The sequence below is a fragment of the Bacillus tuaregi genome (genome assembly GCF_900104575.1).
GTDB lineage: Bacteria > Bacillota > Bacilli > Bacillales > Cytobacillaceae > Bacillus_BD > Bacillus_BD tuaregi.
Window position 1 is genome coordinate 4,047,403 of the sequence record NZ_LT629731.1, and the last position, 26,339, is coordinate 4,073,741.

General features: G+C 40.9%; 27 protein-coding genes and 3 riboswitches. Of the genes, 7 read left to right on the top strand and 20 right to left on the bottom strand.

The annotated features are described in order from the left end of the window. Positions 1-86 precede the first annotated feature (86 nt). Positions 87-269, bottom strand: a riboswitch (cobalamin riboswitch). 76 nt (positions 270-345) lie between these two features. Further along, positions 346-1,116 carry a hypothetical protein gene (locus BQ5321_RS21845; protein WP_071396462.1) on the bottom strand — a complete coding sequence of 257 codons (771 nt, stop codon included), beginning with the start codon at positions 1,114-1,116 and terminating at the stop codon, positions 346-348. Between the two features lie 351 nt (positions 1,117-1,467). On the opposite strand from BQ5321_RS21845, the gene mgtE reads away from it, so the two are divergent. Continuing rightward, positions 1,468-2,826: a magnesium transporter gene (gene mgtE / locus BQ5321_RS21850; protein WP_071396463.1), complete on the top strand. Its 1,359-nt coding sequence runs from the start codon at positions 1,468-1,470 to the stop codon at positions 2,824-2,826. Positions 2,827-2,889: 63 nt separating this feature from the next. On the opposite strand, the gene BQ5321_RS21855 is transcribed toward mgtE, so the two are convergent. The 13 genes from BQ5321_RS21855 to BQ5321_RS21915 are packed head-to-tail and all read right to left on the bottom strand — an operon-like array spanning position 2,890 to position 14,904. Next, positions 2,890-3,426 carry a cob(I)yrinic acid a,c-diamide adenosyltransferase gene (locus BQ5321_RS21855; protein WP_071396464.1) on the bottom strand — a complete coding sequence of 179 codons (537 nt, stop codon included), beginning with the start codon at positions 3,424-3,426 and terminating at the stop codon, positions 2,890-2,892. Between the two features lie 17 nt (positions 3,427-3,443). After that, the gene (gene cobA, locus BQ5321_RS21860; protein ID WP_071396465.1) at positions 3,444-4,220 is read right to left on the bottom strand and encodes a uroporphyrinogen-III C-methyltransferase; all 777 of its coding nucleotides are present in this window, start codon (positions 4,218-4,220) and stop codon (positions 3,444-3,446) included. Beyond that, positions 4,217-5,620, bottom strand: coding sequence for a cobyrinic acid a,c-diamide synthase CobB (locus BQ5321_RS21865; protein ID WP_071396466.1), 1,404 nt, complete (start codon positions 5,618-5,620; stop codon positions 4,217-4,219). Before BQ5321_RS21865 ends, cobA begins: the two co-directional genes overlap by 4 nt. After that, the gene (locus tag BQ5321_RS21870) at positions 5,610-6,755 is read right to left on the bottom strand and encodes a cobalt-precorrin 5A hydrolase (RefSeq protein WP_071397020.1); all 1,146 of its coding nucleotides are present in this window, start codon (positions 6,753-6,755) and stop codon (positions 5,610-5,612) included. Before BQ5321_RS21870 ends, BQ5321_RS21865 begins: the two co-directional genes overlap by 11 nt. Further along, entirely contained in the window at positions 6,755-7,531 is a 777-nt protein-coding gene (gene cobM, locus BQ5321_RS21875) for a precorrin-4 C(11)-methyltransferase (protein ID WP_139187858.1), read from the bottom strand. The genes BQ5321_RS21870 and cobM overlap by 1 nt, the downstream gene beginning before the upstream one ends. Then, entirely contained in the window at positions 7,528-8,235 is a 708-nt protein-coding gene (gene cobI, locus BQ5321_RS21880; protein WP_071396468.1) for a precorrin-2 C(20)-methyltransferase, read from the bottom strand. The genes cobM and cobI overlap by 4 nt, the downstream gene beginning before the upstream one ends. Next, the gene (gene cbiE, locus BQ5321_RS21885; protein ID WP_084786963.1) at positions 8,228-9,430 is read right to left on the bottom strand and encodes a precorrin-6y C5,15-methyltransferase (decarboxylating) subunit CbiE; all 1,203 of its coding nucleotides are present in this window, start codon (positions 9,428-9,430) and stop codon (positions 8,228-8,230) included. Before cbiE ends, cobI begins: the two co-directional genes overlap by 8 nt. Continuing rightward, positions 9,405-10,535: a cobalt-precorrin-5B (C(1))-methyltransferase gene (locus BQ5321_RS21890; RefSeq protein WP_071396470.1), complete on the bottom strand. Its 1,131-nt coding sequence runs from the start codon at positions 10,533-10,535 to the stop codon at positions 9,405-9,407. Before BQ5321_RS21890 ends, cbiE begins: the two co-directional genes overlap by 26 nt. Before the next feature lie 2 nt (positions 10,536-10,537). Next, entirely contained in the window at positions 10,538-11,188 is a 651-nt protein-coding gene (locus tag BQ5321_RS21895; RefSeq protein WP_071396471.1) for a precorrin-8X methylmutase, read from the bottom strand. After that, positions 11,178-11,969, bottom strand: coding sequence for a precorrin-6A reductase (gene cobK / locus BQ5321_RS21900; protein ID WP_071396472.1), 792 nt, complete (start codon positions 11,967-11,969; stop codon positions 11,178-11,180). The genes BQ5321_RS21895 and cobK overlap by 11 nt, the downstream gene beginning before the upstream one ends. Continuing rightward, a complete protein-coding gene (locus BQ5321_RS21905) occupies positions 11,966-12,862 on the bottom strand; it encodes a sirohydrochlorin chelatase (RefSeq protein ID WP_071396473.1) in 897 nt (298 codons plus the stop codon). Before BQ5321_RS21905 ends, cobK begins: the two co-directional genes overlap by 4 nt. Before the next feature lie 20 nt (positions 12,863-12,882). After that, complete coding sequence (gene cobJ, locus BQ5321_RS21910; RefSeq protein WP_071396474.1) at positions 12,883-14,511, bottom strand: precorrin-3B C(17)-methyltransferase; 1,629 nt, start codon at positions 14,509-14,511, stop codon at positions 12,883-12,885. Between the two features lie 15 nt (positions 14,512-14,526). Next, positions 14,527-14,904, bottom strand: a complete 378-nt coding sequence (locus tag BQ5321_RS21915; protein ID WP_071396475.1) for a (2Fe-2S) ferredoxin domain-containing protein — start codon at positions 14,902-14,904, stop codon at positions 14,527-14,529. 148 nt (positions 14,905-15,052) lie between these two features. After that, positions 15,053-15,237: riboswitch (cobalamin riboswitch) on the bottom strand. Between the two features lie 191 nt (positions 15,238-15,428). After that, positions 15,429-15,613, top strand: a riboswitch (cobalamin riboswitch). Between the two features lie 512 nt (positions 15,614-16,125). Here BQ5321_RS21915 and BQ5321_RS21925 point away from each other — a divergent pair. From BQ5321_RS21925 to BQ5321_RS21945, 5 genes are all read left to right on the top strand, one after another. Continuing rightward, positions 16,126-16,866 carry an energy-coupling factor ABC transporter permease gene (locus tag BQ5321_RS21925; RefSeq protein WP_071396477.1) on the top strand — a complete coding sequence of 247 codons (741 nt, stop codon included), beginning with the start codon at positions 16,126-16,128 and terminating at the stop codon, positions 16,864-16,866. Position 16,867: 1 nt separating this feature from the next. Next, positions 16,868-17,179, top strand: a complete 312-nt coding sequence (locus BQ5321_RS21930; RefSeq protein WP_071396478.1) for an energy-coupling factor ABC transporter substrate-binding protein — start codon at positions 16,868-16,870, stop codon at positions 17,177-17,179. Further along, positions 17,163-17,936: a cobalt ECF transporter T component CbiQ gene (cbiQ, locus tag BQ5321_RS21935; protein ID WP_071396479.1), complete on the top strand. Its 774-nt coding sequence runs from the start codon at positions 17,163-17,165 to the stop codon at positions 17,934-17,936. The genes BQ5321_RS21930 and cbiQ overlap by 17 nt, the downstream gene beginning before the upstream one ends. A gap of 12 nt (positions 17,937-17,948) precedes the next feature. Continuing rightward, positions 17,949-18,806, top strand: coding sequence for an energy-coupling factor ABC transporter ATP-binding protein (locus BQ5321_RS21940; RefSeq protein ID WP_071396480.1), 858 nt, complete (start codon positions 17,949-17,951; stop codon positions 18,804-18,806). Between the two features lie 133 nt (positions 18,807-18,939). Beyond that, positions 18,940-20,163, top strand: coding sequence for an FtsW/RodA/SpoVE family cell cycle protein (locus tag BQ5321_RS21945; RefSeq protein ID WP_071397021.1), 1,224 nt, complete (start codon positions 18,940-18,942; stop codon positions 20,161-20,163). A gap of 175 nt (positions 20,164-20,338) precedes the next feature. Here the strand turns inward: BQ5321_RS21945 and BQ5321_RS21950 are convergent, their stop codons facing one another. The 6 genes from BQ5321_RS21950 to BQ5321_RS21975 all read right to left on the bottom strand — a co-directional run bounded on the left by BQ5321_RS21950 (position 20,339) and on the right by BQ5321_RS21975 (position 25,663). Beyond that, the gene (locus BQ5321_RS21950) at positions 20,339-20,773 is read right to left on the bottom strand and encodes a Dps family protein (RefSeq protein ID WP_071396481.1); all 435 of its coding nucleotides are present in this window, start codon (positions 20,771-20,773) and stop codon (positions 20,339-20,341) included. A 204-nt stretch (positions 20,774-20,977) separates the two neighbouring features. Further along, on the bottom strand, positions 20,978-21,757 hold the full coding sequence (locus BQ5321_RS21955) for a divergent polysaccharide deacetylase family protein (RefSeq protein WP_071396482.1): 780 nt from the start codon (positions 21,755-21,757) through the stop codon (positions 20,978-20,980). Positions 21,758-21,892: 135 nt separating this feature from the next. Next, positions 21,893-22,966 (bottom strand): ABC transporter substrate-binding protein, encoded by a 1,074-nt coding sequence (locus BQ5321_RS21960; protein WP_071396483.1) that lies wholly within the window; start codon positions 22,964-22,966, stop codon positions 21,893-21,895. Continuing rightward, complete coding sequence (locus BQ5321_RS21965) at positions 22,963-23,766, bottom strand: ABC transporter permease (protein WP_071396484.1); 804 nt, start codon at positions 23,764-23,766, stop codon at positions 22,963-22,965. The genes BQ5321_RS21960 and BQ5321_RS21965 overlap by 4 nt, the downstream gene beginning before the upstream one ends. Beyond that, a complete protein-coding gene (locus BQ5321_RS21970) occupies positions 23,767-24,570 on the bottom strand; it encodes an ABC transporter permease (protein WP_071396485.1) in 804 nt (267 codons plus the stop codon). It abuts the gene before it with no gap. Beyond that, a complete protein-coding gene (locus BQ5321_RS21975; RefSeq protein ID WP_071396486.1) occupies positions 24,563-25,663 on the bottom strand; it encodes an ABC transporter ATP-binding protein in 1,101 nt (366 codons plus the stop codon). The genes BQ5321_RS21970 and BQ5321_RS21975 overlap by 8 nt, the downstream gene beginning before the upstream one ends. 308 nt (positions 25,664-25,971) lie before the next feature. Between BQ5321_RS21975 and BQ5321_RS21980 the strand changes: the two genes are divergently transcribed. Beyond that, positions 25,972-26,238, top strand: a complete 267-nt coding sequence (locus BQ5321_RS21980) for a hypothetical protein (RefSeq protein WP_071396487.1) — start codon at positions 25,972-25,974, stop codon at positions 26,236-26,238. Positions 26,239-26,339 lie beyond the last annotated feature (101 nt).

Sequence of the window (26,339 nt, forward strand, 5' to 3'; positions counted from 1 at the left end):
CATCTCCACGCTCGAGGAGATGTTGGATTGACTATATAGGTAAAAGCTAGCCGTTTTCCAAACACCCCCTATCCTCGTAGGGTTTACTGGTGTGCGAGAAACAGGCAGGTCTCCTGGCTCATGATCATCGCTTCCTGCTCCTTCCCATACAACAAAGTACAGTGGATATGCAGGTTGCTCCCATTTACAGTGGCGGGACCGCGTTGGATTTCAACCAACTTCCCAATTAAGTCTTGTTTTAAAAAGACACCTATTCCGTGATATGTAATTTTACAACAGATTGATTATAGCATATGGATATAAATTTGGTAGTATTTTTTCCGAACTGCCACAATCTATTCAAACTTAATTCGATCGTATCTTCCATTCACGCGTCTTCTTATCAAAAATAAGCTTCGCATCACAGGGCCTTTTGCTGTTTTTTTCATATTCTTCGTACATATCATCCATGTTAGAGAAGTCTCCGATTACCCATAACGGCAGCTCAATACGGTAGCGGTTTTGCATAACGTCCTTGACCGACAAGACGACCCCTTCACTCATAAACTTTTTTAACGATAACAAAAGGTGTTCATCAACAGAAGGATAAGTTTTTTTCTTTTTCAGCCCTAATAGGTTTTTCTCCGGCTTAAGGGTTTCTAGCTTCATTGGAATCAATTGGCTGAGCAGGTGATAAAATTGAGTTAAATCCCGGTAATAGATTTTGTTAAACCAACCATCATCGTGAGCTAGGTAAGCAAAGGAATTTCTTAAATAACTATAGAAGGGTGGCTTAAGCGGTTCCTTGACATGACCGAGATAGAGCAGCTCTGCTAGCACTTGGCCGGGAACTTCATCAAGTCCCTCCATTTCTTCAAAGTCAATCCAGCAAAAATCTCCATAGGTATATACATCATCGTCACCAAGCTTCATGATTCTTTTCTTTGGAACATAGTCAAGCATTGTGTGCATATTAAAGTCTCCATCATCAAACCGATGCTTAAGAAGGAGCATATGGTTGATGGACTCATGTAAAACAATCAGGAACTCTCGAAATTCAATCCCATGAGAGAGTACAAATTGACTTTTTTCATTTAAATGAATATAAATAACATCCCGAATACCATTCCTCTTCACCGATGAAACCCCCGAATATGTAATCAAACGTTCATGTTCATTTCCTTATTACTATCATAGCAGATATTGGAAAACTAAGCTTATTATAAGTACTTCATTAGCTTTATCGATTCTACAGATCAACATACAATCATAAAATTGTTGCTTAAACAAAAAATGGCAGGATTTCCTGCAAAGTCCTAATGGCCCTTTTCTATAGTCATTCATACCATATAGTATCATTTTCTTTAAGCAAAAGACCGTTTCTCTTCAATGTTTGCGAAAGTTTCATTTTAATTATATAGTTTTTTCTTTATAATAGTCATGCAAGCTAAAAACGTGTACTTTCCGGTGGGAAGGAGAGTGAAAAATATGATTCATAACATGACCGAAGATCAAATAACCCTTCATATCATTAAAATATTAAAAGAAAACAAACAAAAAGAGCTTGATGCTGTTTTAGATGAATTACAGCCATATGATATTGCTCAAATCTATGCCGATCTGCCTGAAAAGCATCGAACTCGCTTTTTATTACATTTAAAAATTGACCTGCTTGCTGATTTAATCCAGGAATTAGATCGTGATGAGCAGTTTAAAGTTCTGAATAAGCTGGCGATTGAGAGAAAAAGCCAAGTACTCGACGAGATGGATAATGACGACTTAGCCTCGCTATTAGATGATTTATCCCCTGAAAAAATGGCCTCACTTTTAGCCGGAATGAAGATAGAAGAATCAAAAATTGTTCAGAACATCATGAATTACCCGCCTGAAACGGCTGGTCGTATGATGACTAACCGTTTTGTTTGGATTCGCGATTATTATACCGTTAGAGATGCAGTGGATAAGCTAAAATCCTTTGCGGAATTTGCCGAAACCCTCAACTATTTATATGTGGTTGATAACCACCGGAAGCTGGTTGGCGTAGTTTCCTACAGGGACCTGCTGATTGCTGATGCCAACGAACGAATCAGCAACATTATGTACGAACGGGTCATCTCTGTATCGGATTTGATGGACCAGGAGGAAGTAGCCCGCGTCATTGAACGCTATGACTTCCTTGCTATACCTGTCGTTAATGAAAAAGACGTCTTAATGGGGATTATTACAGTCGATGATATTATTGACGTTGTTATTAGAGAGGCGAATGAAGACATTGAAAAGCTCTCCGCTTCAGGTAAAGCGATTGATTTCGATACAAAGGCGTTTGTCGCCGCCTATCGCAGACTGCCCTGGCTTGTTTTACTCCTGTTCATTGGACTTATCTCAGGGAGCATCATCAGCGGTTATGAAAGTACGCTCCAGCAGGTTGTTGCCCTTACCTACTTTATGCCAATGATTTCCGGGATGACCGGTAATACCGGAACACAGTCACTAGCTGTAGTCGTTCGTGGTCTTGCGGTTAATGACCTTGATAAGAAAGCGATTTTTAATTTAATCATGCGGGAAAGTGGCGTTGGTATCATAATCGGTGTCACCTGTGGCCTCTTAATTTCCATCATTGCCTATGTTTGGCTTGGCAATCCAATGCTTGGTGTTGTTGTCGGTGCATCGCTTTTAATCACTTTAATTATTGGTACGTTAGCTGGAACAATCATCCCGATATTTCTCTATCGAATCAATATTGACCCCGCGGTCGCATCCGGACCATTAATTACAACACTCAACGATATCTTCTCATTAATTATTTACTTTGGCATTGCCACTGCTTTTATGCATTATTTATTGTAGGTTTCTTCAGGTACCACAAAAGGACAAATCGTCTACATTTGTCCTTTTGTGGTACCTGTACTTTTAAAATTCTAATCCTTTTACTGCTGGAATTCCTTGTTCATAGTAATGCTTTGTTGCTTCAATCGTGGAAACGAGATCAGCAAGCTCGATTAGTTCCTTTGCCGCCTGTCGTCCTGTTACGACAAGATGCATATGGGAAGGACGTTGTTGAATCGCTTCTACCACCTCATGAAGCGGAAGTACGTCCTCAATCGGAAAGTTTGTAATAGCTAAAGCATTGTTCAACTCATCCAGTACAAGCAAATCAATAGCAGGATCTTTCAAGGCCTGTTTTGCCTTTGCCCATGCCTGCACCAGTGCTTCTCGGTGCTCTTCAGGTGTTTTCGTCCAAGTGAAACCAATGCCCATCTGCTCCATTTCAACACCTAATTTTTGAAGGGCTAATGCTTCCCCATATGTTCGTTCCTGCGACTTTATAAATTGTAAATATCTTACCCGAAGGCCCCGACCAACAGCTCTAAGCGTAACACCTAGCGAAGCAGTCGTTTTTCCTTTTCCTTCACCTGTGTAGATAAGAAATAACCCTTTGCGGACCATGTATCTCACCTCTTTCATTATCTTGGTACACTTTCAGCCTCTTTGATTGTTTCGTACCACTTAATCTTCTCACGCAAATGCACGACATCTCCTACTAGTACCATAGCAGGATTAGAAATCTTATCTGCCTTCACTTTATCTTCAATGGTTTCAAGATTTCCAGTGAGGGTTCTTTGTTTTTCCGTTGTGCCCCATTCAATAATGGCAACAGGCGTCTTAGCCGAGCGTCCGTTAGTAATTAACTGCTTACAGATATAGTCCAAATTGCTGACACCCATATAAAAGGCAATCGTATCAATACCACGGGCAAGCGCTGGCCAATTCAAATAATCCTTCCCCTTGGACTCACTTCCATGCCCGGTTACAATGGCAAAGCTCGAGGCATGATTACGATGTGTCACAGGTATACCTGCATAGGCCGGTGCCGCAATACCGGCAGTTACCCCGGGAACCATTTCATATTCAATTCCGTGTTCACGAAGAACCTCTGCTTCCTCTCCCGCTCGGCCGAACACACAAGGGTCCCCTCCCTTTAATCGGGTGACGATTTTTCCTTCCATCGACTTTTCCACTAAAAGGGTATGGATTTCTTCTTGAATTAAATGGTGCTTACCAGGTGATTTTCCACAATACATGAGCTCTGCTTCGGGCTTTGCATATTCTAAAAGCTTCGGATTAACAAGTCTGTCATAGGCAATCACATCTGCTTTTTGAATACATTCAAGTCCATATAAGGTTAACAACTTTGGGTCCCCAGGTCCTGCACCGACTAAATAGACTTTACCTCGTTTCATTCACAATCTCCCTTTTTAACTATTTCCTCTGCCGCTTGCTTGTAGCGGACACAAGCCTGCACCCAATGCTCGGCAAGCGCTGTATTCGATGCAAAATGAAAATGCGTATAGCCGGCAACAAGATTCTCTTGTAAAGTCCCTTCCTGCTTTGCACCAAACCTGCCTTTTGTTACATAGGCATAAGGATGGTCTTCTTCGTTTTCATAGGTTGAATAGTGAAATTCATGTCCTTTTGCCTGCTGGTCCTCACCAATTAGGAAATTTTCTTTTCGGCCAATTATTTCCCTGTATCCTAATGCAGCAAGTTTCTTTTGCATTTTCACCCTCCCTGGAATAAGACCAGCCATCGAATATTCAACACCTGTTGTCAGAACGATTGACTGTGTTAAATACATAAAGCCGCCGCACTCCGCTAATGTTGGGACACCTTCCAAAACAGCCCTTCGAATAGAAGCCTTTGCAGCCTCATTTCCTGCCAGCTCGGCCGCAAATTCCTCCGGAAAGCCGCCGCCTAGATATAAGCCGTGTGCCTCAGCTGGAACCTCTTCGTTGTTTAAAGGAGAAAAGTAAACCAACTTTGCCCCGAAAGCTTCAAGCATTTCAAGATTTTCCTGATAGTAAAAATTAAACGCTGCATCCTTGGCAACAGCAATCGTAACGTCTTGATTTTTATGCTGTTCAAATAGGCTTTTAGCTGAATATATTAACTCTGTTGTTTTAGCTAAATCATACAACAGGTCAAGATTGATTGTTTCAGTGATTAGATCTGCTAATCTATTAAAAAAAGAGTTCAGCTCTCCTCTTTCAATTGCCGGAATTAAGCCTAAATGACGGCTGGGAATATCAATCTCACGCTCTCGTTTTAAATATCCAATTACTGGTACATGACATTCCTGTTCAATAGCCGCTTTCACCATTTCATAATGTCCCGTACTGCCGACCTGGTTTGCAATCACCCCAACAATATTCTGACCGCTGGCTAACGTTTGAAATCCCTTAACGATTGCCGCTGCACTGCGTGCCATGCTGGCACAATTGACAATCAACAGTACCGGACTATCCGTAATCATGCTGATATCAGCTGTGGAACCTGTATTTTTCAAAGGATTTTTCCCATCATAAAAGCCCATTACGCCTTCAATAATGCTAATGTCAGCTCCTTTGCCTGCATGTGCAACAATATCTCGCACCATTTGATGTTCAAACATCCAGCTGTCCAAATTTCTCGATGTTCTACCGGTGACCGCAGTATGGTAGGATGGATCTATATAATCCGGACCGCACTTAAAGCCTTGAACCGTGTAGCCCCTTTGCTGAAGTGCCGCCATAATCCCAATGGTGATCGTCGTTTTACCGACCCCGCTCCCGGTCCCGGCTATAACTAATCTTCTATTGCTCACAACCACCCCTCCTTCCAAAAGGCATAACACCAACTGAGATGGTCACATTACCTGATTTTCTCTTGACAAGTTCAAGCTTCTCAGCACCAGTGTAGATCCGGACAGCCGGTTCACTTACTCCGTAAGCACCTGTATACTTATAGACCGTTTCTGATGGTGCTTCAATCCCTGCCATATTCAGCTCTTCCGGTGAATAATAGATAAATTCCCAGCCATATTTCTCCACTATTTCAAGCAGCCCAGTTTCATCCTTTTTCAAATCAATCGTACAAAGTGCTTTGACACTTTTAATCGAAATATCAAGTTCGATTAGAGTTTCCTGAATGACGCTCTCGATTTCCTCTACAGACGTTCCTCTATTACAGCCCATTCCAATCACAACCGTCTTCGGACGAAAAACGATTCCGTTTTCTACAAGGACTTCTTCTTCCCTAGGAAGCAAGCGGTGCGTTACAACTAAAGCAGCATTCGGCTTAGCCTCAATTGCTTCTTCAATTGAGGAGTAGATGACAATGTTCTTTGGAATCGGTGTATCATACAGCCACCAATCAGGCTCACCCGACTCCTGGACAACCGCTACATGTTCTTCGTTTACAACGGAAGCACTGACAGGCGTTAATTTTTCAGGTGAATCCCATACCCAGCCAAATTGTGCGCCAAACAAATCGACCGGAATTGTTTTTTGGACATCTGATGCCGTCGTAATAATCGGCTTTGCATCAAGCGCTGCAGCAACTTGATGGGTTAGTTCATTTGCACCACCTAAATGGCCGGATAATACGCTGATTACATTCTCACCACGGTCATCAATGACAACAACCCCAGGGTCTGTATTCTTATCCTGTAAAATCGGTGCAATCATCCGCACCACAGCACCGAGAGAAATAATCATGATAATACCTTTATATTGTTGAAAAAGGGTTGGAAGCAGCAGCCGGACACTGCCTGAGAAAAGCTGAATCCCCTTCGCTTCCTCATCACCCTTCTCAAACTTGCTCATATAATATAGGTCACTTTGTGCAAACAACTTATGTAAGCGACGGGATAGCTCAACACCATGCTTCGTGATTGCAACTAGAGCATATGGATGATTTTGAATAATAGGGGCAAATTCCCCCTCTTTCAATTCAATCATCATGGGTTCACACCTTTTCGAAAACCATGGGTAAAGCTAGCGTCATACAATTTTGAACGGTATTCATCTTTTTCATATATGTTTGGATCTAATGCCCAGCCTGCAAGGATCATGGCGTGCTTACGGATTCCATTTACCTTCATAGCTTCATCCAGATTAACCAATGTTGTCCGGACAATTTTTTGATCAGGCCATGATGCCCGTTGAATGACTGCAACCGGTGTGTCATCCTGCCAACCGGCAGCCTGCAGTTCATTCACCACTTTCTTCGTTAAAGTTGCGCTTAAGAACAGGGCAATTGTACAATGATGGCTTGCCAAATCACGCAGCTTTTCAAATTCAGGCACCGGCGTTCTGCCTTCTGCTCGCGTTAAAATAAGTGTTTGTGTTAAGTCTGGAATCGTCAGCTCCGCACCAATAGCGGCAGCTGAAGCAAATACCGAACTCACGCCCGGGATAACTTCATAACCAATTCCTTCTTTCTTCAACTGAGCCATTTGTTCCATAATCGCACCATACATGGAAGGATCCCCTGTATGGATACGGGCAACCATTTTTCCAGCCTTTACCCGGTCGACCATTACCGAAACGATTTCCTCTAAATTCATGCCGGCAGTTTTCAATACCTCTGCTTCCGGCTTTGCCTTTGCAATCAATTCCTCATTCACCAACGAATCTGTATATAAAATGACATCAGCCTGTTGAAGAATGTTCAGCCCTTTAACCGTAATCAAATCCGGATCGCCCGGTCCCGCTCCAACAATATAAATCTTCACTTTCTCACCACCATTAATGTCAAATATTCAAGCTCGACACCTTCCAGCTCACTGACCTTCCAAATCACTTCTTCCTCAGATGTCACCTTTGTCACAACAGATGCATGTTCTAATAGCTTTAAATCTTTTAAAACCGTTATCATTAAGTCCATTACTTTCGCAACCTTAATAAACACAACCGCATCATGCTCTTCGATTGCTTTTTTCATCGCTTCATAATCATCACGAGCCGGGACAATAGCGACCTGCTCATCCCCATCTGCGAGGGCGATTCCCAGTCTGGAGGCAGAACCGTTAAAGGATGAAATACCTGGTACTGTTTTAATTTCAACCTCTGGATGCAATTCTTTCATTAGCTTCATCATATGAATAAACGTACTGTATAAAAGCGGATCTCCTTCTGTTACAAAGGCGACATCCTTTCCTTCGCTTAATTTCTGCCATACCTCATCAACCATGAGTCTCCACTCTCGGTCAAGGATTTTCTGGTCTTTTGTCATCGGAAACACAAGTCCCAGCATTTCCTTTTCTTCCGGACGAATATAGACCTCGACAATCCGATGGGCATAGCTTTTACTTCCTTTTCGTTTTCTTGGATAGGCAATAACTGGTGACTCCTGAATGATACGAAATGCTTTCACCGTAATTAATTCCGGATCGCCCGGACCAACTCCAAGACCATATAATATACCAAGATTACTCATGCATTTCTTCCTTTCTTTCAGCAGTAATGATATAGATTGGATTGAGGGGGACAAAACGACTCATTCCTAAAATCGGTTTGCTTCGAGAGATTTGGGCATGCATAATAGAAGTTTGATAGCCTGCCTGAGCAAAGGCCTCATTCGCCCGATATAGATTTTCAATCGTAGCAGCATTAAGGACAATTCGCCCTCCCCTTTTCAAACGCTGGCAGCAAACGTGAATTAAATCAGCCATTTCCCCACCTGTTCCACCGATAAAAATAGCATCCGGGTCAGGGAAATTTTCTAAGCCGTCAGGAGCTTTTCCATGGATTGCTGTAATATCCGCACGAAACTTTCGTTGGTTTTGAAAAAAGTTTTCTAAATCAGGCTCATTTTTTTCAATCGCAAAAACCTGACCTTCCGGCGCCAATCTTGCTGCTTCAATAGCTATTGAACCGGTGCAGGTTCCTATATCCCAAACCGTGCTGTCCTTCTGAAGTCTCAGCGCATGGAGACTTAAAACTCTAATTTCCTTTTTCGTAATCAGGCCTTTATCAGGCTTACGCTGAGAGAATTCCCTATCCTCAATGCCAAGCGGCCAGACGGGTCCTTCGGCGGCTTTTTTCAAAACCACCACATTTAATGACGAAAATTCATGCTGACGCATTTCCTCGAGTTCATACCAGCCCGTTTTTTCATTTTCACCTTCTAGATTTTCGGCCACAAACGCCCGATATTCTGTCATTCCAAAAGAAAGAAGATAGTCAGCAAGTCGATTGGGATTGTTCTCTCTATCAGTAAGCAAGGCAATTTTTCTTTTTCCATCAATCTTCTGTGCCAGCCCTTTCATACTTCTGCCATGAACACTGACTACAAAAGCATCCTGCCAACTCTCACCCATTTTGGCAAAGGCAAGCTGTATGGAGCTGATATACGGATAGACTTCCATATTTATTTTTTTCGAAAGATAGCTTCCAATGCCAAAAAACAGCGGGTCACCCGAAGCTAGTACAACCGTTGGACGGGTTTCCTTTTGCAGCCTTTCTACAACGGTCTGTAAACCGCCTTTGATAACCACCTTTTCTCCTCTATAATTAGGAAAGAAAGATAACATTCTTTCACCGCCGACAAGCACTTCACTTTCTTCAATCCACTCCAAGTATTGCGGCAGTAAGCTGGATTGACCGTTATCCCCGATACCTATTAATTTCATCGATTGCATTTCCAACAGCCCTTCCTAATAATTGTCCTTTTAATGTATAAATGGTCGTGTCGATTTCGATTCCATCGTTGATATGCTTGAATGATTGCTGACAGCAGGCTTCACACAGCTTATTGAAAAATCCATTCAGGTTTGCTTCTGCCATCATATCTCCGACTTGCGAGGCAGTATTTGCCTCGGTGATTTTAGTAACAAGCTCTTCAGATGCACCCGCACTTCTTGCAATCTCCGCGAGGAAATCAAAGTCAACAGATGAGCCTTTGGAATGAACCATCATCGCTCCTTGGGCAAGTTTGGAAAATTTCCCCATCATCCCGACAAGTGAAACCTTTTCGATTCCCTGTTTTTTGCATTGCTTTAAGGAAAAGCCAACAAAGTCACCCATTTCAATAAAAGCTTCCTCAGGCAACCCCGGACACTGCTGCATGGCATACTTTTCACTGCGTCCCCCAGTCGTTAAGACGAGGTGATTACAGCCGCATGCTTTTGCAACGCTAACCGCCTCTGCAATGCTTGCCATATAAGCCGAACTGGAAAAAGGTACAACAATTCCCCTTGTCCCAAGGATTGAGATACCGCCGACAATCCCCAGCCTGCCATTTAAAGTTTTCTTCGCTATTTCTTCCCCATCGGGTACAGAAATAACAACCTTTACCCCCCTATGAATCTCATATTCTTGTAAGATCTCTTCAACAACCGTCAAAATCATTTTCCGCGGCACCGGGTTAATGGCCGCTTCACCGACTGGAACGGGAAGGCCAGGCTTCGTTACCCGGCCAACACCCACTCCGCCATCAAGAAGAATGCATGCAGAATCCAGCCAGCTGACGGTAGAAATAATACGAGCCCTATGAGTCGCATCAGGGTCATCACCTGCATCCTTAATCGTCTCTGCACTGGCGGAATTTCCATCTATCTCACACTTTTCCATTGTAAAAGCAGCAGCACGCCCTACAGGTAAATGGATAACCGCTTCCTCCTGCGCTTCACCCGTTATTAAGGCAGTTAAGGCAGCCTTTGTTGCAGCAGTCGAACAGGCGCCTGTTGTATAGCCGTACCGCATTTGCGACGGGTCCTTTTTTTGCCTCTTTTCCATAACTATTTCTGATCCGCTAAAAGAGATATCGCATTTAACGCTGCAACCGTAACAGTACTTCCGCCTTTCCGACCCACATTTGTAATAAATGGTACTTCCGTTATTTTAGCCAGCTCCTCTTTTGACTCTGCAGCAGAAACAAATCCGACTGGCATACCAATAATTAAATCAGGCTTGGCAATCCCCTCTTTAATCAGACGAATCAGCTCTAACAGGGCTGTCGGCGCATTTCCAATCGCAAAAATGCCACCTTCATTTTCACGAACAGCTTTTTGCATTGAGATGATGGCTCTTGTTTGATTCAATCGTTTCGCTTCCGCCGCAACGTCTTCATCAGAGATATAACAATGCAAATCGCCTCCGTATTTTTTAAACCTTGCTTTTCCAGTCCCGCTTTCGATCATTTGAACATCGGCAATCACATGACGCCCTTTACGGATGGCCTCTACTCCGGCACGAATCGCATCAGGGTGGATAATCACACTTCTTCCTAATTCAAAATCAGCCGATGCATGAATAATCCGTCTAACAATCTTCCATTCATCCTCCGAAAAATCATGTTGTCCCATTTCCTCTGCGATAATAGCAAAGCTATAATCATAAATTTTATCCGGATCGACGGTTAACGGTTTAAATTCTGTTTTAAAATCCATTGTTTATTCCTCCTCGTACAGATAATGTGTGATTTAATTTTTCAATAATCTCTTGAAAACTAGTAAACATATTTGAATAATCTACTTTAGGTCGAGCAATCATAATCGTCTCGATGCCGCACTCTAAAGCAGCAGCAATTTTCTCATCAACAGAACCAACCTTGCCGCTTTCCTTCGTAATCATGAGTGTGACTCCAAATTGTCGGTAAAGTGCTTGATTTAATTCTTTAGAAAAAGGCCCTTGCATGGCAATAATGTCCTTTTGCTCAATCCCAAGAGCCGCACATTTCTCCAAATTATCGACTCTCGGCAGCATCCTTATCATCATTCTTGTATTTGGCAGACCGACTAATTCCTTTGCAAAAGTCCCCAATGTTTTACTGCCGGTTGTAAGCATGATAACTCCCTGCTTACTAGCTGCTAGCTTTGCAGCATCCTCATAATTAGAAACGACCGTTAACATTGGATGCTGGAACCGTTGACTCTCTCGTTCATAACGAATATATGGGACCTCCGCTTCCTTCGCCCCCGCAAGAGCATTTTTTGAAGCCTCGTCTGCGAACGGATGACTGGCATCTACAACAGCCTGACATGCTTTTTCCTTAATTACTCTTGCCATATCAGCTGAAGTTAATCTACCCATTAGGACAGAAATCCCAGCCTCATCTAGGCTTTTCGCTGCTGTTTCAGTGACGACTGTTGCTAGAACCTGAATGCCTGCCTTTTGTATGGCTAACGCTAATTCTCTGGCATCGCTTGTACCGGCTAATAACAAAATCATTTGGAGACCTCTCCTGATGGGTCACCGTAATGGTGGTGGTGATCGTGGTGCCCATGGTCATGATGGTGATGATGATGGTGATCATGCCCATGTTTTTCAGCATACAACACATAGTTTTCTAAATCCTGCTTCCCTCTTGACCTGCCTTCTGCTGCTTCCTGTACTCGCTCCTTTAAAATCGTTTGCAGCTTTTCATGATAGCCAAAATATCCTGCGATCGTGAACTCATGCTCCGGATATTTCTCCTTGTAAGCGGCCTGCATATGATTCATCCGTTCCATTAAAATACCCGTGAATAGGAAGTATGGAAGCATCACAATTTTCTTGGCACCAAGCTTAATACAGCGCTCAATCCCTTCGTCAACAAGCGGTAAAGTTACCCCCATAAAGGCACTTTCCACCCATTTCACATTCAATTGTTCCCAAAGCAGCCTTGTGATTTTATAAAAATCACTATTGGCATTCTTGTCACTGCCCCCGCGGCCGATTAAAAGGATTGCCGTATCGTTGTGCTCCGCCGAAGTGTCAAATTCAATCTCCTCTAAACGGTCTGTTAGTATCGAGAAAACTTCAGGATGTACACCAATCGTTTCACCATAAATAAATCGAATATGCGGATATTTCTTTCCTGCAGCTACAATTTCTGCAGGAATATGAAGTTTGGAATGACCGGCATGAAGGAGAATAATGGGAATCACGATAATTTCGGATGCTCCTTTTTTTACACATGTATCAATTCCCTGCATAATCGTTGGCGAAGCAAACTCTAAAAAGCAGGTTTCTATAATGAAACCACTATCCATCGTCGGCATCATTTTTTCTACAAATCTAAGAACCTCTTCATTTCCAGTTGCTAATCTACTTCCATGACCTACAAATAATACGGCTTTCACGTAACTGTCCCTCCTTCAGATTAATCCCCGCAAGGTGCTGGTTCTATTTCAATAACCGGTGTAATATCCCTGTAGCGATATCCTTGAATCTCTTTCACCCGTTTAAAATATTTAAATAGCCGCTCGTTTGGATGCGCATTCTTTTTATACTCTTCAACAATTTTAGTAATCATACTGACAAGCTGATCAGGCTCAACCCCCTCTGCTACAAGCTGGCCTGGATGAGCTGTTCGACCAACAGGTTTGGCGCCAAGAAATAAATCAAATTTTCCTCTGCGATACACAACCCCAATATCCTCCATTACTGCACGATAGCAGGACATTCCACAGCCGTTAAAACCAATATTCAGCTCCTTTGGCATAAGACTGCCGCCAAGTATCCTTTCTAGTTCTTCCGCATATGGTATTGATTCTGTTTTTTCCCCATCACAGAAATCACATGCTTTAATGCTTAAGACATCCCCCACTGGAGAAAGCAAAAAGCCCGCAGCCTTTAGCTGTGAAGTAATCGTATCGGGTTCAGCGGTTGGAATTCTCAGTACAATCTTGTGATGCGGAGTATATTCCATTCGGCCTTTTTCACCGGCGACCTCTGCCAGTGTCACCAGCTGCATTGGCGTAAATTCCTTATTAGCAACACCCGGACTTACAGCTAACTCAAATAAAGCTTCAATCTTTTGCTGTACAATCGGTGTACCCCCACTGCTTCTTTCCTTTCCGTTCACCATCGCAAGGGCTGCTCTTGCCATTTCTAATGAGCTTTGTTTGACTACTGGTGCTTCTGTATGGGATCCCTTATCTAATGCTAGATTGCCTTCCTGTTCTAATGACCATGGCTCTGCCTCTTTTTTTAGTCGCTGATGCGGCTTTAAAGCCTGCTCCTCGTCATTTAACGTATACTTCCTTTGATAACCACGCGGGGTAATGATTAGGTTGTCATACAAAAAGGTTGAAGAGTTCCCGATAATAACGGTTGTCAGCATCCCAATGTCATGATTAAGCATTTCTGCTAGATTAGTAATCACAACATTTTGACGGTCACGGTAAGCACTTTTCACAAGTCCTACAGGCGTTTCAGGCGAACGATACTTCAGCAGGATTTTCTGTGTTTCAATAATTTGCCTTGTTCGTCTGCCGCTTCGCGGATTGTAGAGTGCAATCACAAAATCAGCCTGGGCAGCTGCTTCCACCCGTTTGGCGATTAGCCCCCACGGTGTGAGATGGTCACTCAAACTAATCGTGCAAGAATCATGCATAACTGGCGCTCCCAGGAGAGAAGCGCATGAGTTAATAGCCGAGATTCCCGGTACGATTTCTACCTCAACTCCTGTGGCTTCCTTCCAGCCCTTTTCAATCAATACTTCATAAATCAGACCTGCCATGCCATAGACACCAGCATCTCCACTCGATATAACCGCTACTTTTTTGCCGCTCTCAGCCTGCTTTACTGCTTCCTGCGCTCTCGAAACCTCCTCGGTCATACCGGTACTAACGACGGTTTGCTCATTGAGAAAGTGTTCAATTAACTCAACATATGTTTTATAACCGATTACTAAGTCACTTTCCTGAATCACCTCCACTGCGCGTCCTGTAATATGTTTGAAATCCCCTGGACCAAATCCTACAACAAATAATTTTCCTCTTTCCATAATCGAATCTCTCCTTTACCCTTTTGTAACAGGACCTTTCCGGATTCCTTCTGGAGGGGAAGCTGCTGGATTAGGTACCATCGCCCCATTCATCCATTGGTAAATTTTATTTCCCTCAAGGCCGTCACCCTGTAGGTCACGTACAATTTGACGTGCTGTCTCTTGTGAATCAACCCGATACCAGTTGCCCTCCGGATAGGCAATAACGATACATGCATCCTGACATCTGCCATTACATCGAGTCCGTGTCGTATGAATCTGTGTGTCCAACTCAAGCCTAGTAATTTCATGACGAACGGCTAACGTCACCTCTTCCCCGCCTTTTCTCATACAACTGCTGCCATTACAAATAAATAGGTGTGATTTTGTTCCTTCAAGATTCCAAGTGGTCACTTTTTCCTCCCCCTTTTATGAATGCGCAAGCGCAAAATAAAAAACCTTAACTGTTAGAGTTAAGGTTTTAGAAGCCAAATAATTAGAAAAGTAAACAAACTAAACTTTTCACACCATTTCAATGCCTCTACCTTTCCCTCCGAAAAGTATCGTACTGCATTTAAAAGTAGGTCTCCTGGCTTCGCTTCATCTTACTCTTGTCCCTTCCCGGTTTTCACCAGTGGCATTGACAATTTCATCAGCTTTACAGTAGCGGGGGCTGCTTCGGATTTACACCGAATTCCCTTTTATCCCTTAAAACTAACTTAGGGAACTTCTAAATGATCACTATTTAATTTTCCTGTATTCTAAATTATGGACTAATCATAAAACATATTCCAAAATTTTTAAACAGGATATTTTTTAGATTAATAGCTATGTATTTATTATAATAGGCATTTTTCGGTCAAATTGTAAATATATATCTTTTGTAATATTTTCCTAGAAGGATTTACGTCCACATGTTATACTGATGACGATTCCTAAAACTTCATAAACTTTATGGTGCATATTTTATATGCGTAATAGGGAAGTCGGTTCAAGTCCGACGCGGTCCCGCCACTGTAATGGGGAGCAAAATTACATGTTTAACCACTGTCTTTTAAAGGCGGGAAGGTTGTAATTAGCGATGATCCAAAGCCAGGAGACCTGCCATAAAGCGTCAACCGTTTCAACCTACGAGGATAGGGGGGGCGAATATTTTCAGCCTTATGTTTCATTTAACCGTGATGCAACAGCTGACAATCCGTACTTCTTTCATCATGAAAGGAGTATTTTTTATGGGGAAATTTAATTGGTATAGCAAAAGAATTGGAATGGGCGGGATTCCTTCTTTGAAAAATAAATAGTTGAAGGAGAAGAAATTTGTATGTTTAATGCTTGGAAAGTCCTCTATTTTTTCACTTTAGTCGTTATTGTTCCTAAGAAGGCCGCAGCAATGCATATCATGGAAGGGTTTTTGCCGATAGAGTGGGCCCTCTTTTGGTGGGGCATGACGATNGGGGGTGCGAATATTTTCAGCCTTATGTTTCATTTAACCGTGATGCAACAGCTGACAATCCGTACTTCTTTCATCATGAAAGGAGTATTTTTTATGGGGAAATTTAATTGGTATAGCAAAAGAATTGGAATGGGCGGGATTCCTTCTTTGAAAAATAAATAGTTGAAGGAGAAGAAATTTGTATGTTTAATGCTTGGAAAGTCCTCTATTTTTTCACTTTAGTCGTTATTGTTCCTAAGAAGGCCGCAGCAATGCATATCATGGAAGGGTTTTTGCCGATAGAGTGGGCCCTCTTTTGGTGGGGCATGACGATTCCCTTTCTCATTATCGGTATTCGTTCGATTCGAAAAACCATTGAAGAAAACCCGGAAACAAAGATGATACTCGGGCTTTCAGGAGCCTTCGCGTTTGTTTTGTCTGCCTTAAAAATCCCTTCTGTTACAGGGAGCTCCTCCCACCCAACAGGTGTGGGGTTAGGAACCGTCTTATATGGACCGTTTGCCATGACTATTATCGGCACCATTGTACTACTATTTCAAGCACTATTACTGGCACATGGCGGTATTACAACATTAGGAGCAAATGCCTTTTCAATGGCTGTTGTCGGACCTATCATTACCTATCTCGTGTATAAAGGAACGAGAAAAGTGGGCTGGTCACTCTCATTTTCTATTTTTCTAGCAGTTGCTTTAGGCAGTTTATGTACATATCTCATGACCTCCCTGCAGCTGGCACTAGCATTTCCTTCAGAGGTCGGTGGAATATTCGCCTCCTTCCTGAAATTCTCTGGAATTTTTGCTATAACACAAATACCACTGGCAATCAGCGAGGGACTGTTAACCGTTATTGTTATTAATTTCCTTAAGAAATATAGTGTAGAAGAACTAAGATCACTCCGTGTGTTATCAAAGGAGGTCCATTAGAATGAAAAAAAATATCATACTCTTTTTGGCTGTGATCCTGCTGGCCATTTTCCCTTTGTTTATTCATAAAGAATCGGAATTTGGCGGTGCTGATGGGCAAGCACAGGAAGCGATTAGTGAAATTAATGGGAGCTATACTCCTTGGTTTGAAAGTATTTGGGAGCCGCCTGGCGGTGAAACAGAAAGTCTGTTATTTGTCCTGCAAGGGGCCGCTGGTGCCGGCTTTATTGGCTATTTCATAGGGTTTATGAGGGGCAAAAATAAAACGAAAGAAATAAAAAAAGGCAAAAACAAATATGCTATTAATCGATAAGTATGCTTATTTCAATCGATTGAAACATATCCACCCGGTAGAGAAAGTGACATTGGCGCTTTCTCTCCTCTTCTTTTCTTTAGCAGTTAAAAACAATCATGTTTCCATTGCCACCTTTTTTATAATGAGTGGTTTAATTATTTTTGGTGCAAGGATTTCAATTTCCTATTATGCAAAACTACTCTTATTACCTAGTTTCTTTCTCTGTTCAGGTATTGTAACAATTCTTATCTCCTTTGCTAGTATTGATACAGCAATCCATAATGAACTATGGTCATTTTCAATAGGGGAATGGAAACTATTTATTAGCCAAGATAATAGCACAAAAGCAATCCAACTCTTATTCGTGACATTCAGTTCTATAAGCTGTTTATACTTCTTAATCTTGACTACATCTGTCCATGATCTCATGCAAGTATTACAAAAGCTTAAGCTTCCGAAGCTGCTTATTGAAATGATGGAGATTACCTACCGTTTTATTTTTGTCTTTTTAGATACCGCTTTGCAAATTTATCAGGCACAGAATGCTCGACTTGGATATCGAACAGGAAAACGCTGGCTCTATTCTATCAGTCTTTTGGCCTCTTCCCTGCTAATGGCTGTTTTCAAACGGTCAAAAGAGTTAACTAACGCACTAGAGTCCCGTGCCTATGCAGATGACTTTGCATATATAGACAATCGCTATCAGCTATCAGCTGTCAATTGGCTTATTATTCTTGCAGTCCTTGCGGCTCTGTTTTTCATTTCTATATTGTAAGGAGGAAGGTTTATGGTTGAGCATTTTTTTGAAATCAAACAGCTTACATATCGATATGCAGATGGAACAACCGCTTTAAATAACTTGACCTTGTCCATTGAAAAAGGAAAAAGAATCGCCCTGCTTGGAAAAAACGGCGCCGGAAAATCTACACTTTTTCAGCATTTAAATGGATTGCTAAAGCCCTCTTCAGGGACTATATTTTTCAACGGTCAAAAGCTTACATATGACCGGAAATTTTTACTCCAACTGAGAAAGCAGGTGGGGATTGTGTTTCAAGATCCCGATTCCCAATTGTTTTCTGGTAATGTTAAACAAGATATTTCATTTGGACCGATGAATTTAGGCTGGTCAAAGGAAAGGATTGAAAACCAAACAGAATGGGCGATGGAATTAACAGAAGTGACAAATCTACAGGATCGCCCGATTCACTTTTTAAGCCTCGGTCAGAAAAAACGGGTGGCGATCGCTGGGGTTTTGGCCATGGATCCGAATATTATTCTATTAGATGAGCCGACCGCCGGACTCGATGCCTATTACACGAAAAAAATCAAGAACATTCTCGACGACATACATGCAGTTGATAAAACGATGCTTCTCTCCACGCATGATGTTCAATTTGCTTACGAGTGGGCAGATGAGATTATTGTCATGAACAATGGGGAAATCCTCTATCATGGGGATCCCGTTACAATCTTTCACCGTGAAGACATTCTTAACAAGTCCCATATTGAAAAGCCCTGGGTATTCGAAATTGCCCAACAGCTAATAGCCCAGAAAATATTCAGTGGTAAACAAGAAACACCTAGAAACAAAGAATCATTGTTTCAAAAAATAATGGAAAGCCAAACATCAACCATAGAAAAATAAAGTCGCTCTGTCTATTCATAGTGCCAAAACTTTTTTGAACCCAAACCCCATCATTACGCGTATAATTATATTGTTGAAGTAAGAATTGTTTGCTACGATTAAGTAGTAACCACATAGGAAAATAGGTGTAATGATGAAGCATAAGAATAGAGTGGCAGAAAGATTTGATTGGACCTTAACACTTTTATTATTGATGTTTTTCCTTGTCAGCTGTGTCGCGATTTATAGCGGACAGGCCTCAAACCAATATTCAGGATCAAATTTCCTGCTGCAGCAAGTCTTTTGGTATGGCGTTGGCGCAGTCATTGTCGCTGTTGTCATGTACTTTGACAGTGATCAGCTGAATAGACTTTCATGGATTATATACGGAATAGGCATTCTACTGTTAGTCATTCTAGCCTTTGCACCTGTTACAGAGTTTACGCCTAAAATTAATGGAGCTCAAAGCTGGTTTATCACACCAGTCGGTTCCATACAGCCTTCTGAGTTTATGAAAGTATTTTTGATTATGGCATTAAGCCGAACCATTTGTAAGCATCAGGAAAAATTTTTAAATAGAAGTATGAAAACCGATTATATCCTTCTATTGAAAATAGGATTTGTTACAGGGTTACCGATTTTGCTTGTGATGATGCAGCCTGATTTAGGAACAGCACTTGTTATGCTGGCAATTATGACAGGCATAATCTTTATTTCTGGTATTTCGTGGAAGATTATTTTATCACTATATGGATCAGGCGCAGCATTGGCCGGCATCATCCTTTACTTTGTTATTTGGGCTCCAGACATATTAGAAAAGTATCTCAAGGTAAAGCCCTATCAATTTGACCGTATCTATGCATGGCTAGACCCAAATAATCATGCGGCTGGGTATCATCTTTCCAATTCTTTAAAGGCGATTGGCTCTGGTATGCTAACAGGAAAAGGCTTTGGTGAGAGAAAGGTATATATTCCTGAAAGTCATACAGACTTTATTTTTAGTGTTATTGGCGAAGAATATGGTTTTCTTGGCGGAAGTATTGTGATTGGATTATTTTTTCTATTAATCTATCATCTGACTAAAACAGCATTAGAAACGGTTGACCCCTATAACACGTATATTTGTGTAGGAATCATCAGTATGCTGGTCTTCCATGTATTCCAAAATATCGGAATGACCATTCAAGTCTTACCGATTACAGGGATTCCGCTGCCTTTTATCAGTTACGGGGGAAGCTCACTGATGGGAAATATGTTTGCTATGGGACTTGTCTACAGCATACACTACCACCATCGAAATTATATGTTTTCCTCAGGGAAAAACTATACCGAATCAAATACGACAAAAACAATGGAAAGAAGCCATTCGACCAATTAATCAAACGTTTGTTTAAACAAAAAAAGCACCAGGTCCTTTGGAAAATAAAGACTCTGGTGCTTTTTTTAGTTGGTTAGTGGTTAGTGGTTAGCTGGTTAGTTGGTTAGTTGGACAGTCGGTTAGGTTTTTGCTCTTCCTAACCAACTAATTACTAACCAACTGTCCAACTGCCCTCTTATTCCCCTAAATAAGCAGTAAGCATCCAAACATGTGTATCAATGCTTTCAATTAAGCCGACAGCTAAATCATTTGTAATCGTGTCATTACCCTCTTCTGCAATGGCAGCCAATTTTTCTAAACCAGCTTTAATTTCAGTATAATCCGTTACGACTGCTGCAACCATGTCAGCTGCTTTTGTTTCTCCTGCTGTTTCTGCAATCGTTGCCGTTTCAAGGAATTCCTTCATTGTTGCGATTGGCTCTCCGCCAATTGCTAATAAACGCTCAGCAATTTGGTCCACAACAAGAGCTGATTCATTATATAATTCTTCAAATTTTGCATGCAGAGTAAAGAACAAAGGTCCTTTAACATACCAATGGAAACGGTGAAGCTTTGTGTAAAGTACACTCCAGTTTGCAATTTGTTGATTTAATTCAGCTTGAATTGTCATAATAAAATTCCTCCTTCGAATACGTTCTTTTGTTTTTCTATATTCTTATTATAACAAGTTTATTATAAAAATCAATACTAAATTATAATAATTATAATTTAAAACTTATTATTAATAAAAATATGGTAGTAGATGCCAAAATTAATGTTAAATCTAAATAAAAAAAGAGTCAGTGAGATAAGTCACTAAACTCTCCTTTATAATTTAAGGCATTTTCTTATCAATTACTCTCAACTCCGGAATGAGTGTTGAAAGCGGAACAATATCAGCATGTTCTTCATATTTTGGGATGTACGCTTTTAATACTCCCACAACCTGCTCTCCAGTAATACCAACGTGACCAATCGCAATCAGTTGATCCTCCTCATTCAATTGCTTCATTAACCTGGCAGCCTGCTTATTAATATATTGCTCTGTATATATATGGTCAAAAAACAAATCATTTTCTAAATATGGCACTGAGAGTTCATCAGCTACTTTCGCAACCACACTTTTACTACTTGTCCTGCTATCAAGATAAAAAAGACCTTTTTCCTTGCATACCTCTAATACAATTCTCATAACCCGCTCATCTTCTGTTGCCTTTGAGCCCATATGATGATTCATTCCAACCGCATGTGGTACTGCTTCAATCGCTTTTTCAACCTGTTCCCTAATCTCCTTATCACTCATATCCGTTGTTATGGCTCCTGGTCCAAGCCAGCTCTTCTTTCCGCTTTTTGGCTCCATCGGTAAATGGACAATCACTTCATGACCCTTTTCATGTGCTAATTTTGCATCTCGCTCTGTCGTTGATAAAAAAGGCATGATCGCAGCCGTTATAGGAATGGGGAGAGCAAGCATCTCATCAGTCCCCTTCATATTATTGCCAAAGTCATCAATTACAATTGCTAGCTCTTTTCGTAACTCGGCTTTTGTTTCTGCATGTATTTCTGTTGAAAATATCGAAAAAAGAAGCATAATCAGCATCAGCGTCATTCTCATAAAAGCACTCCTTTTTTCTTATTAAGATGTCACAAAAGAAGCCTTTTTATGAGTCAGGTGTGAGGTACCACAAAAAGACAAATGGGTCACATTTGTCTTTTTGCGGTGCCTCACACCCAACTGCCTGATATTTTTCTATTTTTTATGCATTTTAAATTCTAAATAGAGCTCATTATAGTAAGAAAGCATTTTTTTGCCTAGATTCTCATATACTTCAAGCCTGTTCGTCAGTTCTTCGTCTGGATAAAAACGTTCGTCGGTAACGACCTCCTCATCTAGATACTTCAGAGCTTCTTGATTCGGGGTTGAGTAGCTAACATAATCCGTGTTTTTGGCTGCATTTTCTGGATCCAGCATAAAATTAATAAACTGATGTGCACCTTCTACATTCTTAGCTGTTTTCGGGATGACCATATTATCAAACCAAAGATTAGAGCCTTCCTCTGGAACAACATAATCAAGCTTCTCATTTTCCCACATAATGTCAGCAGCATCACCGGACCATACGACTCCAATAGGCGCTTCTTCATTTGCCATTAGAATTTTAATTTCATCTCCGACGATGGCCTTAATATTAGGAGTTAATGATTTCAGCTTGGCTTTTGCTTCACGCAGATGTGCTTTATTCTTATCATTTAAGGAATAGTGCAGACTATTTAAGCCTATCCCCATGACCTCTCTAGCACCATCCACCATTAAGATATCGTTTTTTAGCTCTGGATTCCAAAGGTCGTTCCAACCCTTTAGTTCGATATCACCAAGCAACTCAGGATTATAAACGATTCCGACGGTTCCCCAAAAATAAGGAATTGAATATTGATTTCCAGGGTCAAATGGAAGATCCATGAAACGAGAATCAATATACTTCAGATTGGGCAGCTTAGAATGATCAAGAGCTATCAATAAATCCTCTTCCTGCATTTTTTCAATCATATATTCAGAAGGCACTGCAACATCATAGGACGTTCCACCCTGCTGGATCTTTGTCAGCATCGCTTCATTTGAATCAAAGGTTTCATAGATGACCTTCATACCTGTTTCTTCTTCAAATTTCGTAACTAGCTCCTCATCAATATAGTCACCCCAGTTAAAAACGGTCAGTGTATTACCTGAGGAATATCCCTGTGAGGAATTCAATCTTGCCACAAAAAACATCAGCAGGAAGGCTGCCAGGATAACCGCAATAAATAAACGCACGAGCTTGTTCATTTTCGTACCCCCATTCGCGACACTCGACCGTAGCGCTTATTGATAAAATAATAACCAACCACAAGCAGCATCGTAAACAAGAACAGCAGGGTTGATAAAGCGTTAATATTTAACGAAACCCCTCTTCGCGCCATCGAATAAATTTCCACTGACAGGGTCGTAAAACCATTCCCTGTTACAAAAAATGTAACCGCAAAATCATCGAGTGAATAGGTTAAAGCCATAAAGAAGCCAGCAAAAATACCTGGAGTGATGTAAGGAATGGTTACCTTTGTCAGAACATCTAAGCGGCTGGCACCTAAATCTCTTGCCGCATCCACTAAGCTTGGACTCATTTCCTGTATCTTTGGCAGCACCATAATAACCACAATTGGAACACTAAAGGCAATATGGGATAGCAGAACAGAGGTAAAACCAAGCTTAATTCCTAGTAAGGTAAAAGTAATCAGAAAGGAAGCACCGATGATGACATCAGGACTTACAATCAACACATTATTTAAGGATAGTAAGGTATTTTGAGCATGTCTTTTTTTGACATAAGCAATCCCTAAAGCACCTACTACCCCGAATATTGTAGAAATCGCTGCCGATAGCAGGGCAATGATAATGGTATTCAGTACAATAATCAGCAATCTGGTATCACCAAACAGTTCCTTATACCAATCAAGCGTAAAGCCTTCAAAATCATGCATTGTACCGCCGCTATTAAACGAATAAAAAATTAAATAAAAAATCGGAGCATATAAAATGAAAAACACAATGAATAAATAGAGATGGGATAATTTAAAGAAGCCTTTCATTTATAGCCCCCTCCTTTTCCTACCTGTCACCATCATGATAATAAACATCGCGAGAATAAGAAAAACAGCAATGGTTGAGCCCATTCCCCAGTCCTGCGTGACAAGGAAATGCTGTTCAATAGCCGTTCCAAGTGTGATTACCCTGTTTCCTGCAATCAATCTAGTCAGCATGAATAGTGATAGCGCAGGGATAAATACAACCTGACAGCCTGACTTAATCCCGTCCATTGTTAATGGAAAAATAACCCTACGAAAAGTCGTCCATTTGGATGCGCCTAAATCACTCGACGCATCGAGAAGCGTTGGATTGAGCTTATCTAGCGAATTAAAGATCGGCAATATCATAAATGGGATAAATATATAGACGGATACAAAAACAAAGCTAAAATCAGTGAATAATATTTGCCTTGCACCAATGCCTATAACTTCGAGAAAGCTATTTGTTATCCCGTATGCACCAAATATTCCTAAAAAGGCATAGGCCTTTAATAGTAAATTAATCCAAGATGGCAGGATAATTAATAACAGCCATAGCTGCTTGTTCTTTGTCTTCGTTAAAAAATAGGCAGTCGGATAGCCGATTAACAAGGAAAATGCCGTAATTAAAAAAGCATACCAAAACGAGCTAATCGTCATCTTCAAGTAAACTGGCGTAAAGAACTTTGCGTAATTTCCCAATGTAAATTGGCCTTCAATATCAATGAACGAATAGTAAAGGACAAGGATAATCGGGGCGACAACAAACAAAGCAATCCATAATACATATGGAATGATATACAGGTTCCGTGTATGCTGATTATTCATGCTGGTCATCACCATATGCTTCTAAACGTTTATCAAACTCTTCTTCCGTTTCACCGAGACGCATGACATGGATCGCCTCCGGCTCAAAGTAAAGACCAATTTCATCTCCCACCTGAGCCTTCTTTGTTGAATGAACTAACCATTCATTACCAGCTTGGTCAAAACAGCAGATTTCATAATGAACACCGCGGAATAACTGAGAATCTACCTTAACCTGAAATTGCCCCTGCTCAGGTTTTGTGATTTCTAAATCCTCCGGACGTATGACAATTTCAACCGGCTCATGATCGTGAAAGCCTTTATCCACACATTGAAACCTCTTTCCAGCAAACTCAATTATGTAATCACGTATCATCGTACCTGAAACAATATTTGATTCTCCGATAAAATCAGCTACAAAACGATTAATGGGTTCATCATAAATATCTGTAGGTGTGCCACTCTGCTCAATTTTTCCATTATTGATGACAAAGATTTCATCTGACATAGCTAAAGCCTCTTCTTGATCATGTGTGACAAAGATAAATGTAATCCCAAGACGGCGCTGCAGCTCTCTTAGTTCATATTGCATTTCGGTACGCAGCTTTAAATCCAAGGCCGACAACGGTTCGTCCAGCAAAATGACTTTCGGCTCGTTCACAATGGCCCTCGCAATCGCTACTCGCTGGCGTTGACCACCAGACATCTCAGTAATTTCTCGATTTTCAAACCCAGCCAGATTGACAAACCGTAAGGCCTCTAATACCTTGCTCGTAATCTCAGAGCTCTTCATTTTCTTTATCCTCAGCCCAAAAGCAATATTCTCAAATACATTTAAATGAGGAAATAGGGCATAATCCTGAAAGACGGTATTAACCTGGCGCTTATTCGCCGGTACCTCATTAATCAGTTTATTATTAAAATAAATTTTTCCCGCTGATGGTTCAATGAAGCCTGCAATCAGTCGGAGAATCGTTGTTTTTCCACAGCCTGATGGTCCTAATAAGGTATAGAATTTCCCTTCCTCAATTTCAAAGCTTACATCCTGTAATACTGGTGGTTCATTCTCATATTGCTTCGTTACATGTTCAAAACGTATAATTATGTCATTCATTCTAAAGCTCCTTTCTTTAAAAAATTATTCTCATATAAAAAACAGAACTATTCCGTTGAAATCACAATTTCTATTCTAAGACTTATTTTATTAAAGTTGAAGACATATTAGACTGAATAAGCTAAAGTGAGAAAGATTTTTATAAAATAATGTTAAAAAAATGAAGAAGAACAATGAATCATCTCTAAATATAATAATATTTACTAAATAAAAGTTAAAAATATAATAACAGTGAAAAGTTTAAGAAAAAAGTTTGACAATTTTGTGAATTTTTTGAATAATATAAACATACAAAGGAGGTCGTTAGAATGAATTCTCGTATGAAAATCCTGCAGGCAACAAAATGGGCGGGCGCTATCACTTTACTCGTTGGAATGATGACATTAATGTACGGAATTGTAATCGGTTTCAACAACGTTATTGGAATTGGGATTGGCACCATGGTAGGAGCCATTTTTATATTTCTTATGGGAATGTTTTTCATCACGACAGAGGAAATGGTGGAAAATACTTTTAAAGGCGTTGAAATGACGACTCCTATCAAATCAAGTAAGGTCGTATATTTAAAAAGGTAATCAGATTTTCTCGTTAAATTTGCAACCGGATTTTTATCGAACTTGCTTTATAACTAACCTAAAAAAACCGCAAGACTCGCCGGAGGCTTAACTTCATTCAG